The organism is Billgrantia sp. NRB1, assembly GCF_056921725.1.
The window spans coordinates 3,484,153-3,499,374 of the sequence record NZ_CM167783.1 but is presented as its reverse complement, the minus strand read 5'-3'; the positions used below and the strand labels follow the sequence as shown (position 1 = coordinate 3,499,374).

Sequence of the window (15,222 nt, the reverse complement as noted above, 5' to 3'; positions counted from 1 at the left end):
CGGGACATCGGCCTGACAGCCGATGCCCAGGCTTCGAGCGTTAGCCGCTGGCCGCACCGCCCACCACGCCGCCGCGCAGGCCGCTTGCGTTGCCGCCGGCCTTGAGGTGGCTGGCCACGGCGTCCTCCGGCGAGCCGGCCATCTCGCGGAACATACCCATGGAGCCCAGCAGCGCCGAGGATTCGTAGGGCACGAAGACGCGCTCGCCCTCCTGGGCCATGGTCGGCAGCGCCTTGATATAGCTCTGGCCGAGCAGGTAGCCCACCACGGTACGCTTGTTCTCCTCGCTGTCGCCGATGGCGCCCAGCACCAGCTTGATCGACTCCTGTTCGCCCTGGGCACGCAGGATGGCCGACTCCTTATCGCCCTGGGCGTTGAGAATCGCCGACTCGCGCTGACCCTGGGCCATGGCGATGGCGGCGGCCTTCTCGCCCTCGGCCTCGGTCACGGTGGCGCGGCGCTTGCGCTCGGCGGCCATCTGCAGGCGCATGGCGGACTCCACCTCCTCGGGCATGGCGATGTCCTGCACCTCGACCCGGGAGATCTTCACCCCCCACTTGGAGGCGGGCTCCTCCATGGCGGCCTGGATCTCGTTGTTGACCTCGGCCCGGGACTCGAACAGCTTGTCGAGCTCCATCTTGCCCACCACCGAGCGCAGGGTGGTCTTGGCCAGCACCTCCACCGCCTGGCTCATGTTCTCGACCTCATAGACGGCGCGCCTGGGGTCGATGATCTGGTAGTAGAGCGCCCCGTTGATGCGCACCGTGACGTTGTCGGTGGTCACCACCGGCTGGCCGGGGAAGTCCATCACCGTCTCGCGGCGGTCGATGCGCGTCTCGTTGCTGGTGATGGCGTGGTACTCCTCGCCCATCTTGCGGTAGCGGATCATGGTGATGGCGCGGGGCTGGTCGATGAAGGGCACGATGATGTTGATACCGCTCTCCAGCACCCGGCTGAACGACCCCAGGCGCTCGATCACCATCACCTCCGACTGGCGCACGATCACCAGCCCCTTGGCGATGATCAGGATGCCGATGACGACGACGATCAGGGCGATGATCAGCCCCGGGCTGATGGGAAGGTCCATATCCATGTGGGTTACTCCGGGTCGTGGGTGGCGCGCCGGAAGGGCGTCGCCTGGGCGAGGCGGACGATGGCGGTGGTGCCGTCGAAGGCCTGGAAGATAACGGGGGTGCCTGCCGGCAGCTCGGTCTCGCCGCTCCTTTCCCCCGCTTCGTCGGCGACGCGCAGGCGATAGAAGTCGCCGTTGATCTTGATGCCGGTGGCGCCGTCGAAGTCGCGTTTGAGGGTGGTATAGGTGTGGCCCTTCTCCACCCCGGTGCCGGTGGTGCCGTAGGCCACCCCGCGGGGCGAGAACCAGGGGCGGATCTTCCACACGGCCAGCGGCACCAGCACGCCGGACAAGACGCCCATGCCCAGCAGCTGCCAAGGCAGCGATAGCCCCAGGGTGGCCAGGGCGGCTGTGAGCAGGGCGGCTGCGGCCAGTGCCAGCAGCACCAGGCCGCCGGAGGTCAGCTCGGCCAGGCCCAGCAGCAGGGCGATGATCAGCCAGATGAGAGAGGGGTTCCAATCCATGGTGGTTCCGTGGCTCGGGCAGCATGTGGCTCGGAAAAAATGAGGCAGAGCTCATGTGTGAGTGTCATCACGAGGGTACTCGGTTACCGCGTTACGGGCTACGCTTACCGGCTGCTTTCAGACACGCGCGCACAGATAAGGGGGCATCGCTCGATACCCGGGAACCCGTTGCGCCGATGGCGTTCCAACCAGGGCAGGCAATTCGCTTACCCTTGGTTGGCCCACAGGTATCAGACGGAAGGGCCTCCCGACGTGCTACACCCGCAAGGAGCTTCATGATGACCCATCGACAGACCCCCAGGCCGAACCGCAAGGATGATATTCGCGCCATCGCCGCCGGCCGCCCCCAGGCAAGGCTTGGCTGGTGGGCCGCGGCGCTGGGCGCTGCCGCCCTGGCCGGGGCCGGGCTGCTGGCCCAGCCGGCCATGGCCAGCAGCCATGGCGATGATCATGCCCATGGTGAACACGGCGATGCTCCTCACGCCGAGGAGCATGCCGACAACCCGGCGGTGCAGGCCTACCGGGAGGCCAATGACCGCATGCATGAGGGCATGATGGTCGGCTTCACCGGCGATGCCGACGTGGACTTCGCCCGCGGCATGATCCCCCATCACCAGGGGGCCATCGATATGGCCAACATCGTGCTCGAGCACGGCGAGGACGAGCAGATCCGCGAGCTGGCGGAAGAGATCATCGCGGCCCAGGAGGAGGAGATCGCCTTCCTGCGCGACTGGCTCGAGGCGCATGGCCACGCCGTCGACTGACCGCTACCGGCGGCATTGCTACTACCCTGCGCAGGCGGCCTCCGGGCCGCCTGCCTGCGTCAGGCAGCAGAGGCTGCCATCGCGGTAGATGGGGTAGATGGCAAGGGGGGCAGCGTGACAAGCGCCCCTGCCGAAGGGGCAGGGGCGCTACGGGGTATTTTGTGATACCCCACTGCCGCTCCCGAGGAGACGCCGATGCTTACTCGGCGGCGCTGCGGGCGGCGGCGAGCCACTCATCGACGGTATCGCGGTTCTCGGCGATCCACTCGGCGACCAGCGGCCGGACCTGGGCATCGGTGAGGTCCTGCTCGTCCATGGCACCGTCCACTTCGCTGATCCACTCCAGGGGCAGGCGCACCTGGCGGAACAGCTCGGCCGCGGCCGGGTTGGCCTCGAGGAAGGCGTTATTGGCCGCCACCTGAATGTCGGCGGCCACGAAGCCCATCTCGATGGGGTCGCTGACCGCGCCTGCGACGCCCTCGGCGCGCTCGGCCTCGTCCTCGACGATGCCCGGGGCGTTGATCCACATCACGTCCTCGCCGGGCACCAGGGAGAGCAGCCAGGCGCTGGGCCCCCAGGTGTAGTAGAGCGCCGGCTCGCCGGCCTGGATGCGCGACAGCGCCTCGGCGAAGTTGGCGGCGTAGCCGGCATCCACGTGGTTGATATGGTCGCGTAGCTCGAACTTATCGAGCATGGCATTGATGCCCTCGTGGCAGCCCCACCCCGGCGGGCAGCCGAACAGGTCGGCTTTGCCATCACCGGTGGCATCGAAAGCGGCCTTCACCTCGTCGCGGGTGAAATCCTCGATGCCGGTGATCTCATACTCCTCGATGGAGGGCGTGTCGGCCAGATAGCCCTGGATACCGCAGGCAGTGCAGAGCGGATCGAAGATGGTGGCGACCTCGTCGAAGTTGTCCGGCAGCTGCGGGCTGTGCAGCGGGAACCAGCCGTTAGGCCAGTAGTCGGCGTCACCCTCGGAGACCGCCAAGTAGGCCACCGGATTGGAGAGCGAGATCGGGGTCTGGACCTCATAGCCGAGCTCCTCGAGCAGCTCGACGAAGGCCCAGCTCACCGGTACCGCCGAGGTCCAGGTGGCCACGGCGGGCTGTACCGATACGCCCTCGCCGGGGCGCTCGGTGTCGGCCGCTGCCTGGCCGCCCAGCCCCAGCAGGCAGGCCGCCGACAGGGCCAGGGTGGTGTGCTTCAGCGGATGTCGATGGGTTGTCGTGTTATGCATGACATACCTCCTGTTCACGTTGCGGTGAAAGCGGGACTATTTGCCTTTTCCGGGCGCCTTCTCGCCCAGTCCCTGGGTGATGCGGTCCAGCACCATGGCCAGCAGCACGATCCCGATGCCGCCGACGAAGGCCTGGCCGATGTTGAGGCGCTCGAGCCCGGCGTAGACCTCCAGGCCGAGCCCGCCGGCGCCGATGATGGCGGCGATCACCACCATCGAGAGTGCCAGCATGATGGTCTGGTTGAGCCCTGCCATTACGGTGGGCAGGGCCAGCGGGAACTGCACCTTCCAGAGGATCTGGCGTGAGGTGGAGCCGAAGGCCTCGGCGGCTTCGATGTACTCCGTAGGCACCTGACGAATGCCCAGGTTGGTCAGGCGGATCATCGGCGGCATGGCGAAGATGATGGTGGCGATCAGCCCTGGCACGTTGCCGATGCTGAATAGCATCACCGCCGGCACCAGATAGACGAAGGGTGGGGTGGTCTGCATGATGTCGAGGATCGGCCGCATGCCATTGGCGAAGCGGTCGCTGCGCGAGCAGAGGATGCCCAGCGGCAGGCCGATGAGCATGCAGAACAGCACTGCCGTGGCCACTAGCGAGAGGGTCACCACCATGGCGTCCCACACGCCCATGAAGCCGACCAGGGCGAAGGCGATCAGGCTGAACAGCCCCACCCGCCAGGAGGCGGCCCGCCAGCCGATCAGGAAGATGCCGATCAAAAACAGCCCCGGCGGGATGGCCTGCAGAGCGGTTTGGATGACCTCCATCACGCCGCGCACCGGCGGGCTGAGGTAGGCGCGGAAGAAGTCGCGGAAGTTGCTCACCACCCAGTTGACCGCATCGGTGATCCATTGACGCACCGGCAGGGCGTCGAGCAGCCCGAAGGGGTCGGTGATCAGCTGGCGAAGCAGCTCGAGAAACTCGCTCATGAGCACGCCTCCTCCGTCGCCGGCTGCGACTCGCCGTCGGCGCTTGGCCCGCGCTTCTCGAGAATGCCACTGATCAGCTGGGGCTCGTCGATCAGTCCAATGACGCGGCCCTCGTCGTCGGTCACCAGCGTCGGTAGCGCGGTGCGGGTGCGGCCACGCAGCACCCGACGCAGGACAGTCTCGCGCGGACAGTGCATCAGCAGGTCCTCACGTCGGGCGCCACGGGCCTCGCTTTCGAGCGCCTCATCGAGCGAGCGGATCTCGAGGCGTTGCTCATTCAGGCGGGCCTCGCACAGCTGGCCCTGATCGTCCAGGCCATAGTGCAGCTCCGGCAGATCCTCGGCGGCGACAAAGCGTAGGCCGTCGGCCTCGCTCACCGTGGTGAAGGCCGGGCTATCGAAGGGCAGGGCAATGGTGCCGGCGGTGATGACCCCGGTGGGGTCGGCGTGTTCGACGAAGCGGGCCACGTACTCGGTACGCGGGTTGACCAGAATCTCCTCGGGGGTGCCGAGCTGGATGATCTTGCCCTCTTCCATGATGGCGATGTGATCGCCAATATGCATGGCCTCGTCGAGGTCGTGGGTGATGAACAGGATGGTGCGGCCCAGCTGCTGCTGGATCTTCTTCAGCTCCTGCTGCATGTTGACCTTGATCAGCGGATCCAGCGCCGAGAAGGGCTCGTCCATCAGCAGCACCCCGGCGTCGGTGGCCAACCCCCGAGCCAGCCCGACCCGCTGCTGCATGCCGCCCGACAGCTCCGACGGGTAGGCCTTGCCCCAGTCGCCCAGGCCGACCATCTCGAGCATCTCCTGGGCGTGGCGGTGGCGTTCGTCACGCGACTTGCCCTGGACCTCCAGCCCGTAGGCCACGTTGTCGAGCACGCTGCGATGGGGGAAGAGCGCAAAATTCTGGAAGACCATGCTCATGTGGTACTTGCGCAGCATGCGCAGACGCTCACCGGAGAGCTGCGTGATGTCGATCTCTCCCTCGTCGGGATGCTGGAAGAAGATGTGTCCGGCGGTGGGTTCGAAGAGCCGGTTGATGCAGCGAATCAGGGTGGATTTACCGCTGCCCGAGAGGCCCATGATGACAAAGATTTCGCCCGACTCGACGGTGAAGCTGACGTCGTGGACCCCCACGACCTGGCCTGTCTCGGCCTGAATTTCGCTTTTTCCCTTGCCCGACTCCAGCAGCGGTAGCGCCGTTTCTGGAGTCGGGCCGAAGACCTTGGTGACGCCTTCTGCGCGTATCAAATCGGAGCCTCCTGCGCCTTTTAGCACTGTTTTCCCGAGTTCTATCGGGGGCGTGCCTTGATGTTCAAGGACTCAGCGAGCCTGCTCTTAACTCCCTAATGGTAAAGGGTAGCGTAAATTTTTCTGCCTGCATGATCCGCTTCAGGGGGCGACAGCCTCCTAGAGCCCCAGCCGCTCCTTGACCCGACCGAAGGCGGCCAGGGCGAATTCCAGGTCGTCGTGGGTGAGCGCCGCCGACATCTGGGTGCGGATGCGTGCCTTGCCCTTGGGCACCACCGGGTAGGAGAAGGCAATCACGTAGATGCCCTCTTCGAGCATGGCGTCGGCGAAGCGGCCGGCGGCCGCGGCATCGTGCAGCATCACCGGCACGATGGGGTGCTCGCCGGGCAGCAGCTCGAAGCCCAGTCGCTCGAGCCCGTCGCGGAAGAAGGCGGTGTTGTCCTTGAGTCGGTCGCGCAGCTCATCGGACTCGGCGGCCAGCTCCAGCGCCTTCAGGGCGCCCGCCACCACCGGCGGTGCCACGGTGTTGGAAAACAGGTAGGGCCGCGAGCGCTGGCGCAGCAGCTCCACGATCTCGCGCTTGCCGCTGGTGTAGCCGCCGCTGGCCCCGCCCAGCGCCTTGCCCAGGGTGCCGGTGGTGATGTCGACCCGGTCCAGGCAGCCGTGGTGCTCGTGGGTGCCGCGCCCCCCGGCGCCGACGAAGCCGGTGGCGTGGCAGTCGTCGAAGTGGACCAGCGCCCCGTAGCGCTCGGCCAGATCGCAGATCTCGTCGAGGGGGGCGATGTAGCCGTCCATGGAGAAGACGCCGTCGGTGGTGATCAGCTTGAAGCGGGCGCCGTCGCGGTCAGCGGCCTTGAGCTGCGCCTCCAGGTCGGCCATGTCGCGGTTGCGGTAGCGGTAGCGACGGGCCTTGGAGAGGCGTACGCCATCGATGATGCTGGCGTGATTGAGCTCGTCGGAGATCACCGCGTCCTCGGCGCCCAGCAGGGTCTCGAACAGCCCGCCGTTGGCGTCGAAACAGGAGGGATAGAGGATGGTGTCCTCGGTGCCGAGAAACTCGCTGAGCTTGGCTTCCAGCTGCTTGTGCAGGCTCTGGGTGCCGCAGATGAAGCGCACCGAGGCCAGGCCGTAGCCCCACTCTTCCAGCCCCGCCTTGGCGGCGGCGTTCACCGCCGGGTGCTGGGCCAGGCCCAGGTAGTTGTTGGCGCACAGGTTGAGCACCTCGCGCCCCTGCTCGATCGCCACGTGGGCCCCCTGCGGCGAGGCGAGCAGCCGCTCGTGCTTGGTCAGGCCGGCCGCCTCGATGGCGTCCAGCTCGCGGCGCAGGTGGTGTTGAAAGTCCCCGTACATCTCATCACTCCCAGTTCAGAACGACCTTGCTGGCTTCACCGGACAGCATGGCATCGAAGCCCCGCTGGAACTCGGTATAGGGCAGGCGGTGGGTGATCACCGGCGCGATATCCAGCCCCGATTCGATCATCACCGACATCTTGTACCAGGTCTCGTACATCTCGCGCCCGTAGATGCCCTTCAGGGTCAGCATGTTGAAGATTACCGTGTTCCAGTCGATGGCGATGTCCTCGGTGGGAATGCCGAGCATCGCCACCTTGCCACCGTGGCACATGTTAGCCAGCATGTCGCGGAAGGCGGCGGGACTGCCGGACATCTCCAGGCCAACGTCGAAGCCTTCGCTGAGCCCCAGGTCGCGCTGTACCTCGGCCAGGGTCTCGTGGCGCACGTCCACGGTGCGGGTGGCGCCGAGGCGCTTGGCCAGCGCCAGGCGTTCGGGATTGAGGTCGGTGATCACCACGTGGCGGGCGCCGGCGTGGCGACACACCGCGGCGGCCATGGCGCCGATGGGGCCGGCCCCGGTGATCAGCACGTCCTCGCCGAGCAGGTCGTACTGCAGGGCGGTGTGCACGGCGTTGCCCAGGGGGTCGAAGATGGCGGCCACGTCGAGATCGATGCCCGACTTATGCTCCCAGACGTTGGACATGGGCAGGGCGACATACTCGGCGAAGGCGCCCGGCCGGTTGACCCCCACGCCGCTGGTGTAGGCGCACAGATGGCGGCGTCCCGCCAGGCAGTTGCGGCAGCGCCCGCATACCACGTGACCCTCGCCGGAGACGATCTGGCCAGGCTTGAAATCGTTGACGTTGGAGCCGACCTCGACGATCTCGCCGACGAACTCATGACCCACTACCATGGGAGTGGGGATGGTCTTCTGCGCCCAGCTATCCCAGTTGTAGATGTGCATGTCGGTGCCGCAGATGGCAGTGCGCTTGACGCGGATCAGCACGTCGTTGATGCCGACATCGGGTGTCGGCACGTCTTCCAGCCACAGGCCGGGGGCGGCTTCCTTCTTGACCAGTGCTTTCATGTCTCACCTGTTGTGGGTCGTGGTACGAGCGTTTGTCGCCAAGCGAGGCGCTTGTGGCGCCGGGCTGGCAGCCAATGGGCAGGGCGGTCGTTGGCAATCGGGGTTGTCGTGTTTACTATAGAAGATTCGTTTCCAGTATTGCAGAAATATTCTGCTATGCAAGATTAATTTCCCTTATAATGGAATTTTCGGTGGGCATGCGTGCCACCTGTCTATCGGTATAGAGGAGAGTCGAGGTGAACGATAGCGCATCCGCCAGAGAGGGCGCCGTCGACGTGGGCAGCCAGGGCCTGGCCAACCGGGTGATCGAGCTGCGCAAGAAGCGCAACCTCACCCTGGAGCAGCTGGCCGCCGCCTCGGGGGTCAGCCGTTCGATGCTCAGTCAGATCGAGCGCGGGCGGGCCAATCCTACGCTGGCGGTGACCCTGCGCATCGCCCAGGCCTTCGGCCTCAATATCGGCGAGCTGGTGGACCAGCCCTGGGCCGCCTCGCGCATCGAAGTGGTGCGTAGCGACGACGCCAGCCAGCTGTTTCGCGACGACCAGGAGTGCCGGATTCGCACTCTCTCCCCGCTGCACCTGGAAAAGAACGTGGAGTTCTACGAAGTGCGTCTGGCCCCGCGGGCCAGCCTGCACAGCGCCCCCCACTTCGAGGGCACCCGCGAGCTGCTCACCGTGACCCAGGGCAGGGCTCGCATCGAGGCCGGCGACAACCGCTGCGCCCTCGGCCCCGGGGATTGTGCCCACTACCATGCCGACCTGGAGCACACCATCGAGAACAGCGGTGACGAGGAGCTGGTGGGCTTTCTGGTGGTGACCTACCAGTGACGGGACTGATCTACTGGCTGGACATGGCAGGGGTGATCGTCTTCGCCCTCTCCGGCGTGATACTGGCCTGCCGCTCGCGTATGGACCCCTTCGGCATGCTGGTGCTGGCGGCGGTAACTGGGATCGGTGGCGGCACCCTGCGCGATCTGGTGCTGGGCGTTCGCCCGGTGTTCTGGGTCAGTGACCCCACCTACCTATGGGTGATCCTGGGCACCGTGGGGCTGTCGATGATCGGCTTCCACTATATTCACCGCCTGTCACGGGTCTTCCTGCCGGTGGCCGACGCCTTCGGCCTGGCGCTGTTCACGGTGATCGGGGCGCACAAGGCGCTGCTGCTCGAGGCGCCGGGGCTGGTGGCGGTGCTGATGGGCCTGCTGACCGGGGTGGCCGGCGGCATGGTGCGCGATGTGCTGGCCCGCCGGGTGCCCATGGTGCTGCGTCGTGAAGTCTATGCCACGGCCTCCATCGCCGGCGGTATCGCCTATGTGGTGCTGGAGGCGCTGGCGGCGCCGCCGACCCTGACCATCGCCGTGGCGCTGCTGATCACGCTGGGGCTGCGCCTGGCCGCGATCCACTGGCGGCTGGCGCTGCCCACCTTCGCCTGGGTAACGATCCAGCCTCCGAGCCGGCCCGGGGTGCCGCCGGAGGGGCACTCCGGGGATGGCGGGCCACCGCGGGCACGCCCCAAAACGCGGGTCAAGCTGATCCCGCCAAGCCGCCAGCGCGATCGCCAAGGGCCGCGCGATCCCTGAACGGCTCAGCCGGGACGGGCGCGCGCACTGTCGACGGCGCCGGGCATGGCCCGGGGCAGCTGGGGGGCCAGGGTGCGTTGGATGTGCCGGTAGAGGGGCACCAGGTGGGGGTGCATCTCCCGTTCCGCCCGCTGCTGGTCGATGTAGTAGGCGCTGCGTCGGCCATGGAAGTCGATGGTGTCGCCGACCCGGGTGAAGCTCAGCCCCGACATCGACAGCAGCCTGGGCAGCCGTGCCTCCATCATGGCGAAGACGTGCCGGCGACCGGCCAGGCCCACCAGGGCGGTGCTGGCCAGGAAGAGCCCGACGATGATCGCCGGGAAGCTGCGCCGTTCGGTGTCGCTGAACAGCGGCGGCGCGCCCGGGTCGACGATGTCAGCATTGGCCGGACGGTTGCGGAAGTGCGGCGAGGTGGCCAGTCGCGAGACCTCGCAGATCCGGCGGTGATCGAGTCGTTCCGGGTGCCAGACGGAATGGGTCAGGCTCTGCCCTGCGTATCCCTGAAGCGGCAGCCGCGGGCCGTCCGGCTGCTCGAGGGGGGCGGGAAGCACCAGGCGCAGGCAGCCGGCGGCGAGGCCGCTGTCGAGGTGGGTCACCAGGCAGTGAATGGCCTGGCGGTCATGGGCGTCGTACTCCAGCTCCTTGACGGGATCGGCGGCCGCCTCATAGCCGAGCTCGCGGCAGTAGACCGCATGGCGCAGGCGAAAGACGCGCTCGTGTTCGGCCGGAGTGGCAGTTAGCTGGAACTGGAACTCACGCTGAAAGCGCTCGAAGAGCCGGGTTGGCTCGGGTTGGGCACCGAAGTTCTCGCGAGCGGTCATCTTCAAGGTTCCTTGGCGGATCATGGGAGTGCCGGTCGGTTCAGCCGTCGAGTGAAATCACGCCGAAGGCCACGCTGTGGGGAATCGGTTTCCCCAGGTGAAAACCCTGCCCGTAGGCGATGCCGTAATCCTGCAGGATCGGCAGCATCGCCTCCTGGTCGACGAACTCGGCGATGGCCTGCTTGCCGAAGCCGGCGGCAATGTCGGCCATGGCCCTGACGATCACGCGACTGTCAGCGCTGGTGGTCAGGGTGCGGATGAAGGAGCCGTCGATCTTGATGTAGTCCACCGGCAGCTGGCCCAGGTAGTGGAAGCTGCTGAAGCCCACCCCGAAGTCGTCGATGGCGGTGCGGCAGCCCAGCTCGCGCATGCCCTGCAGCACCCCCCTGGCCGTGGAGAAGTCGGTGACCGCCGCGGTTTCGGTGACCTCCAAAATCAGCTGGCGCGGGTCGGCGCCGCTGGCGGCCAGCTCATCGGCGAGGAACTGGTTGAGGCCGGCGTCGTGCAGCGACTGCCCGGAAAGATTGACGGCCAGGCTGATGCCGCGTCCCTGGACGGCTGCCAGCAGGCGCAGGCTGCGGCGGATCACCCAGCGGTCGAGCTGCAGGATCTGGCCGTTGCGCTCGGCGATAGGGATGAAGCGGCCCGGTGAGAGCAGGGTGCCGTCGTCCTCGCGCATGCGCAGCAGCACCTCGTAGTGGCGGATATCGCGATCGGCCAGCCGCACGATGGGCTGCACCATCAGCTCGAAGGCGTCCTCCCGCAGTGCCTTGCGGATGCGCTCCACCCAGTAGACCCGCTCCTTGAGCTCGATACGCGCCTCCTCCACGGTGGAGAGCAGGTGCCAGCGCTGGACGTTGCTGGCCTTGGCCTTGTACATGGCGACATCGACGCTGGCCATCAGCTCGGTGGGGGTATCGCCATGGATCGGGTAGAGCGCGATGCCGATGCTGGCATTGGCCCGGTGCCGGCGGCCGCCGCTGGAAAACTCCAGGGTATCCAGCAGATGTTCGATATGCTGGGCGGTGCGCACGGCGCGCTGCTCGTCGGCGCCCTCGATGAGCATGGCGAACTCGTCGCCGCCGAGCCGCGCGATGACCCCGCGGTGGCCGAGCTCTTGGTGGAGGGTGTCGGCCACCATGCGCAGCAGGCGGTCGCCGGCGTGGTGGCCGCTGAGTTCGTTGACGTCCTTGAACTGGTCGAGGTCGAGGAACAGCAGCGCGCCGCCACCCTCCCGCACCAGCGCCTTGTCCAGCGCCTCTTGGAAATAGCGGCGATTGTAGAGCTCGGTCAGCGGGTCGCGCTGGGCCAGCCAGGTCAGTCGGGTCTCGGCCGCCTTGCGCTCGGTGATGTCCAGGCCTACCGAGATACGTGCCAGTGAGGCATCGCTGGAGGCGTTGAGGGGGGCGTGATACCAGACGATGGTGCGCACGATGCCCGGCCCCAGCGACAGGGTGCGCTCCTCGTGCTGCTGCCCCGGCAGGTGCGTCTGGCGCGTCGCCAGGGGGAACACATCGTCGAAGTGGCGTCCCAGCAGGGCGTCCTCGCCCACTCCCAGCACGCCGAGGGTGTGCTCGTTGACCAGCGCCAGCCGACCGCGCTCGTCCTGGGCGAGGATGAAGACCCGGGCGGTATCCAGCAGGCTGCTGACGAAGTCGCGCTCCTGGCCCAGCTCGCGCACGCGGGTCTCCAGTAGCTCGCCGCGGCGGTGGACCTCTCGGTCCAGCATCTGCAGGCGGTCGGCCAGCTCCAGGGTAGTGCCTTCCAGCACGTCGATCTCGTCGGCCAGGCGGTGCCGGGGCCGGGCGATCCGGGCACGGGCGTCGGCGAAGCCCCCCATGGCCAGCGAGGGCAGAGCCCCGGCCAGCCGGCGCAGCCGCGCCATGGGGCCCAGCAGGATGGCCAGCAGCATCAGCTCGGCGGCCAGCCAGCCGCCGAGGCCGGCCAGCAGCAGGGTGCGGGTATCGCGCTGGATGGCCTGGATCTGGGGGGTAATGTCCGATACCAGCAGGAAGTGACCGCTGTATCCCGGCTCGCTGTGATCTGCCAGGCGCACGGCGCTCAGCTCGAAGTGGCGCTCGGCGTGGGTCAGCTGCAGCGGGCGCTCCTCGAGGGGCGCCAGTGACGAGAGGGAGGCTGCCTGCCGCAGAATCGGCAGGCTCGCCTGCGCATGGGTCAGCGCGACGAGATCGCCGTTCCAGGCGGCGAGATGGCGCTCGGAGGGGCCCACGGCGGCCTGGCGGCCGGTGACCAGCAGCGCCACCTTGCTGTCGGAGACCTGGTGCAGCTGGCGGATCACGTCGGCCAGCGAGCGGGAGAGGCTGACCATGCCTAGGTTCTCGCCCTCGCCCAGCACCGGCACCGCCGCATACTGGCGGCAGTCGTCGCGGCAGCGCAGGGCGGTGAGCGGCATGTCCGAGCCGATCACGCGGTGCCGCCACTCATCCAGTGGACGGTCGTCTCCGGCGTGGCGTTCCCCCCGGCCGGCCAGCTGCTGGCCCTGGCTGTCGAAGGCCAGGATTTCGTCGATGCCGGCCTCCAGCTGCAGGGTCGGCCACTGGGGGGTGAGGGCCGCGAGGATGGCCTCTCGGTCGCGGTTCGCCAGGGCCGGACCCAGGCCGGGAGAGGAGGCCACCACGCCGGCCAGCTGACGCAGGCTTTCCTCCGAGCGGGACAGGGCCAGGCGGATCTCGCGGACCTGGCGGGCGTGATGGTCGTCACGACTCTGCTGGAACTGGCGGGTCAGGTTGTCATGACCCAGGTAGGTGAACAGCCCCGCGACGCCGAGCAGCAGCAGGGAGCTCAGGGCGATGACGCGCCACGTCAGGCTGAGGCGTCGGCGCTTGACGGCGGTGGTGTCGTGGGTCATCGGCAAGCACCTTCCATCATTCGGGGCTGACAGCCGCAGGGCTCAGAATCGCAGCGAGAGCTGGAACAGCACCATGTTCCAGCGCCGCCGCGTCTCATCGGGGTCGGGATTGTCCTGGCTGGGTAGCCAGCCGGTGCCGTCGATATGGTGATACTCCGCCGCCAGCAGCAGCTTGGGGTGGGGGGTCCACTGCAGACCGAGAGTCAGGTCGTCGGCGAACTGGGAGTGTGCCGGCCCCGCTCCGCTGGCGGCATAGGCGCGCCCGGAGCGGTCGTCGCGGTTGCTGGTCAGGCTATCGTAGCGCACCAGCCACTGCCATTGGTCATGGAAGCGGCGTGTGTACTGGACGTACCAGCTCTCGCCGGTGATATCGAAATTGAAGCGCGGGTCGTCGAAGCCGCTCATGCTAGAGCCGCGCAGCGCGAACTCGCCGGTCAGGCTCCAGCGCTCGGCATTGTACTGCAGTGACAGGATCCAAGGCTCGAAGCGGAAATCGCCGTCGCCAAGCCCGGGCACCTCCGACTCGAAGGTGGTCTTGACCGTGGCGGCGCTGATGGCCGCCGCGATGCGCCCGCCGTCGTGCTCGTAGCGCAGCTGGCCGATGGCCGAGTTCCGCGACGCAAAGCCGCCGGGAACCTCATTCAGCCTCAGCGTGCGGCGCAGGTCGTCGCCAGTCTGTGCCCGGCCGACGCCGAGCTGTGCGCGCAGCGAACCGCTGGGCAGGCGCTCGTCGAGGTAGAGGCTCACGCCGTCCGCCGACAGCCCCAGCGAGCGGGTGCGGTCGAAGTAGATCGATTGCGGCAGCAGGATGCTGGGCCGGGTGAAGGCCACGTCACGGGTCTGGTTGTAGAAGCCGAAGGGGTTCTTGAAACGGCCGGCCTGAAGGCCCAGGGTGCGCCGCTGGTCGGAGAGCATCTGGTAGTCGACCACCCCGTAGTCCAGCACCGGCCTGGCATCGCTGCCATCGCCTCCCGCGCGCCGGCTGAGTACCTGGGCCGCGAGCAGCACGTCCTGATGGGGGCGAAGCGAGGCATTGGCGCCGATCTCGGTGAACTTAAGGCTGCCGCCGTCGTCGCTGCTGGGACCGAAGAAGTCGTTGTCATCGGTGATCACCAGCGCCTGACTGAGAAAGCCGTGCACCTGCAGGGTATCCAGGATGCCGTCCGCCGCCGCCGGCGAGGCGCCGAGGGTGGCCAGGGCCGCCAGGATCAGGCGCTGCGCTGCGCTATTCCATGGTGATGACTTGGACACGCTCATCCAGATGCTCCCTTGCGAGATAGCCGAGGCTGCCGGGGGTCGTGGCTACCCGCTCCAGCATGTCGGCCGGCGAGGATACACGGGTGGGGGCCTGGCCGGTACCCGAAAACACCACCCGGTCCCAGGACAGCTGTAGCTGGTGCGGGAAGACGGCGAGGCGCTCCTTGGCAAAGCGCACGTGGTCTTCGTGCTCGTTGGCCAGTACGAAGACCCTCACCGCCTGGCCGTCGGGCCAGGTGCGCTGGCGCATGGCGAAGATGGCTCGGGTAGTGTCTCGGGTCAGCGTCTGGGTGGTGACCTCCGGGTGTGCGACCAGCTCTACCCGCTCGGCATCGCTACCGGCGGCCGAGGTCGCCAGCAGCAGCGCCAGAGCGGCGAGCAGCTGTTGCCTCAGCCCGACCAAGCGCCACCCTTTCCGAAGCTGCACTGGCGTGAGGCGGTCATGGTCCTGATGTTCGGCGTGAGCATCGTGATAGCGTGGACTCCCGATTCCTTGGCTTACCGGGCGCCGCCCGGATGACGTCGTGTTCCCTGAG

General features: G+C 67.4%; 14 protein-coding genes. 3 read left to right on the top strand and 11 right to left on the bottom strand.

What is annotated here, in order from left to right; translation table 11 throughout:
- Positions 1–40 precede the first annotated feature (40 nt).
- Both ACZIYR_RS15865 and ACZIYR_RS15860 read right to left on the bottom strand, forming a co-directional pair.
- The gene (locus tag ACZIYR_RS15865) at positions 41–1,087 is read right to left on the bottom strand and encodes an SPFH domain-containing protein (protein ID WP_483529094.1); all 1,047 of its coding nucleotides are present in this window, start codon (positions 1,085–1,087) and stop codon (positions 41–43) included.
- A gap of 11 nt (positions 1,088–1,098) precedes the next feature.
- Positions 1,099–1,596 (bottom strand): NfeD family protein, encoded by a 498-nt coding sequence (locus ACZIYR_RS15860; protein ID WP_483527371.1) that lies wholly within the window; start codon positions 1,594–1,596, stop codon positions 1,099–1,101.
- 278 nt (positions 1,597–1,874) lie between these two features.
- Between ACZIYR_RS15860 and copM the strand changes: the two genes are divergently transcribed.
- A complete protein-coding gene (gene copM / locus ACZIYR_RS15855) occupies positions 1,875–2,360 on the top strand; it encodes a CopM family metallochaperone (RefSeq protein WP_483527370.1) in 486 nt (161 codons plus the stop codon).
- A 199-nt stretch (positions 2,361–2,559) separates the two neighbouring features.
- On the opposite strand, the gene proX is transcribed toward copM, so the two are convergent.
- The 5 genes from proX to tdh all read right to left on the bottom strand — a co-directional run bounded on the left by proX (position 2,560) and on the right by tdh (position 8,160).
- Entirely contained in the window at positions 2,560–3,597 is a 1,038-nt protein-coding gene (gene proX / locus ACZIYR_RS15850; protein WP_483527369.1) for a glycine betaine/L-proline ABC transporter substrate-binding protein ProX, read from the bottom strand.
- 36 nt (positions 3,598–3,633) lie between these two features.
- A complete protein-coding gene (locus ACZIYR_RS15845; RefSeq protein WP_483527368.1) occupies positions 3,634–4,527 on the bottom strand; it encodes an ABC transporter permease in 894 nt (297 codons plus the stop codon).
- Entirely contained in the window at positions 4,524–5,780 is a 1,257-nt protein-coding gene (locus ACZIYR_RS15840) for a quaternary amine ABC transporter ATP-binding protein (RefSeq protein WP_483527367.1), read from the bottom strand. Before ACZIYR_RS15840 ends, ACZIYR_RS15845 begins: the two co-directional genes overlap by 4 nt.
- A gap of 159 nt (positions 5,781–5,939) precedes the next feature.
- Complete coding sequence (gene kbl, locus ACZIYR_RS15835; protein ID WP_483527366.1) at positions 5,940–7,130, bottom strand: glycine C-acetyltransferase; 1,191 nt, start codon at positions 7,128–7,130, stop codon at positions 5,940–5,942.
- A gap of 4 nt (positions 7,131–7,134) precedes the next feature.
- Positions 7,135–8,160 (bottom strand): L-threonine 3-dehydrogenase, encoded by a 1,026-nt coding sequence (gene tdh, locus ACZIYR_RS15830; protein WP_473034740.1) that lies wholly within the window; start codon positions 8,158–8,160, stop codon positions 7,135–7,137.
- 236 nt (positions 8,161–8,396) lie between these two features.
- On the opposite strand from tdh, the gene ACZIYR_RS15825 reads away from it, so the two are divergent.
- Both ACZIYR_RS15825 and ACZIYR_RS15820 read left to right on the top strand, forming a co-directional pair.
- Positions 8,397–8,987, top strand: coding sequence for a helix-turn-helix domain-containing protein (locus tag ACZIYR_RS15825; protein ID WP_483527365.1), 591 nt, complete (start codon positions 8,397–8,399; stop codon positions 8,985–8,987).
- The gene (locus ACZIYR_RS15820; RefSeq protein WP_483527364.1) at positions 8,984–9,739 is read left to right on the top strand and encodes a trimeric intracellular cation channel family protein; all 756 of its coding nucleotides are present in this window, start codon (positions 8,984–8,986) and stop codon (positions 9,737–9,739) included. The genes ACZIYR_RS15825 and ACZIYR_RS15820 overlap by 4 nt, the downstream gene beginning before the upstream one ends.
- A 5-nt stretch (positions 9,740–9,744) precedes the next feature.
- On the opposite strand, the gene ACZIYR_RS15815 is transcribed toward ACZIYR_RS15820, so the two are convergent.
- The 4 genes from ACZIYR_RS15815 to ACZIYR_RS15800 are packed head-to-tail and all read right to left on the bottom strand — an operon-like array spanning position 9,745 to position 15,089.
- Positions 9,745–10,560 (bottom strand): PEP-CTERM/exosortase system-associated acyltransferase, encoded by an 816-nt coding sequence (locus ACZIYR_RS15815; RefSeq protein ID WP_483527363.1) that lies wholly within the window; start codon positions 10,558–10,560, stop codon positions 9,745–9,747.
- 40 nt (positions 10,561–10,600) lie between these two features.
- Positions 10,601–13,429, bottom strand: coding sequence for a bifunctional diguanylate cyclase/phosphodiesterase (locus tag ACZIYR_RS15810; RefSeq protein ID WP_483527362.1), 2,829 nt, complete (start codon positions 13,427–13,429; stop codon positions 10,601–10,603).
- A gap of 42 nt (positions 13,430–13,471) precedes the next feature.
- On the bottom strand, positions 13,472–14,686 hold the full coding sequence (locus ACZIYR_RS15805; RefSeq protein WP_483527361.1) for a hypothetical protein: 1,215 nt from the start codon (positions 14,684–14,686) through the stop codon (positions 13,472–13,474).
- Positions 14,655–15,089: a hypothetical protein gene (locus ACZIYR_RS15800; protein ID WP_473034730.1), complete on the bottom strand. Its 435-nt coding sequence runs from the start codon at positions 15,087–15,089 to the stop codon at positions 14,655–14,657. The genes ACZIYR_RS15805 and ACZIYR_RS15800 overlap by 32 nt, the downstream gene beginning before the upstream one ends.
- Positions 15,090–15,222: the final 133 nt, after the last annotated feature.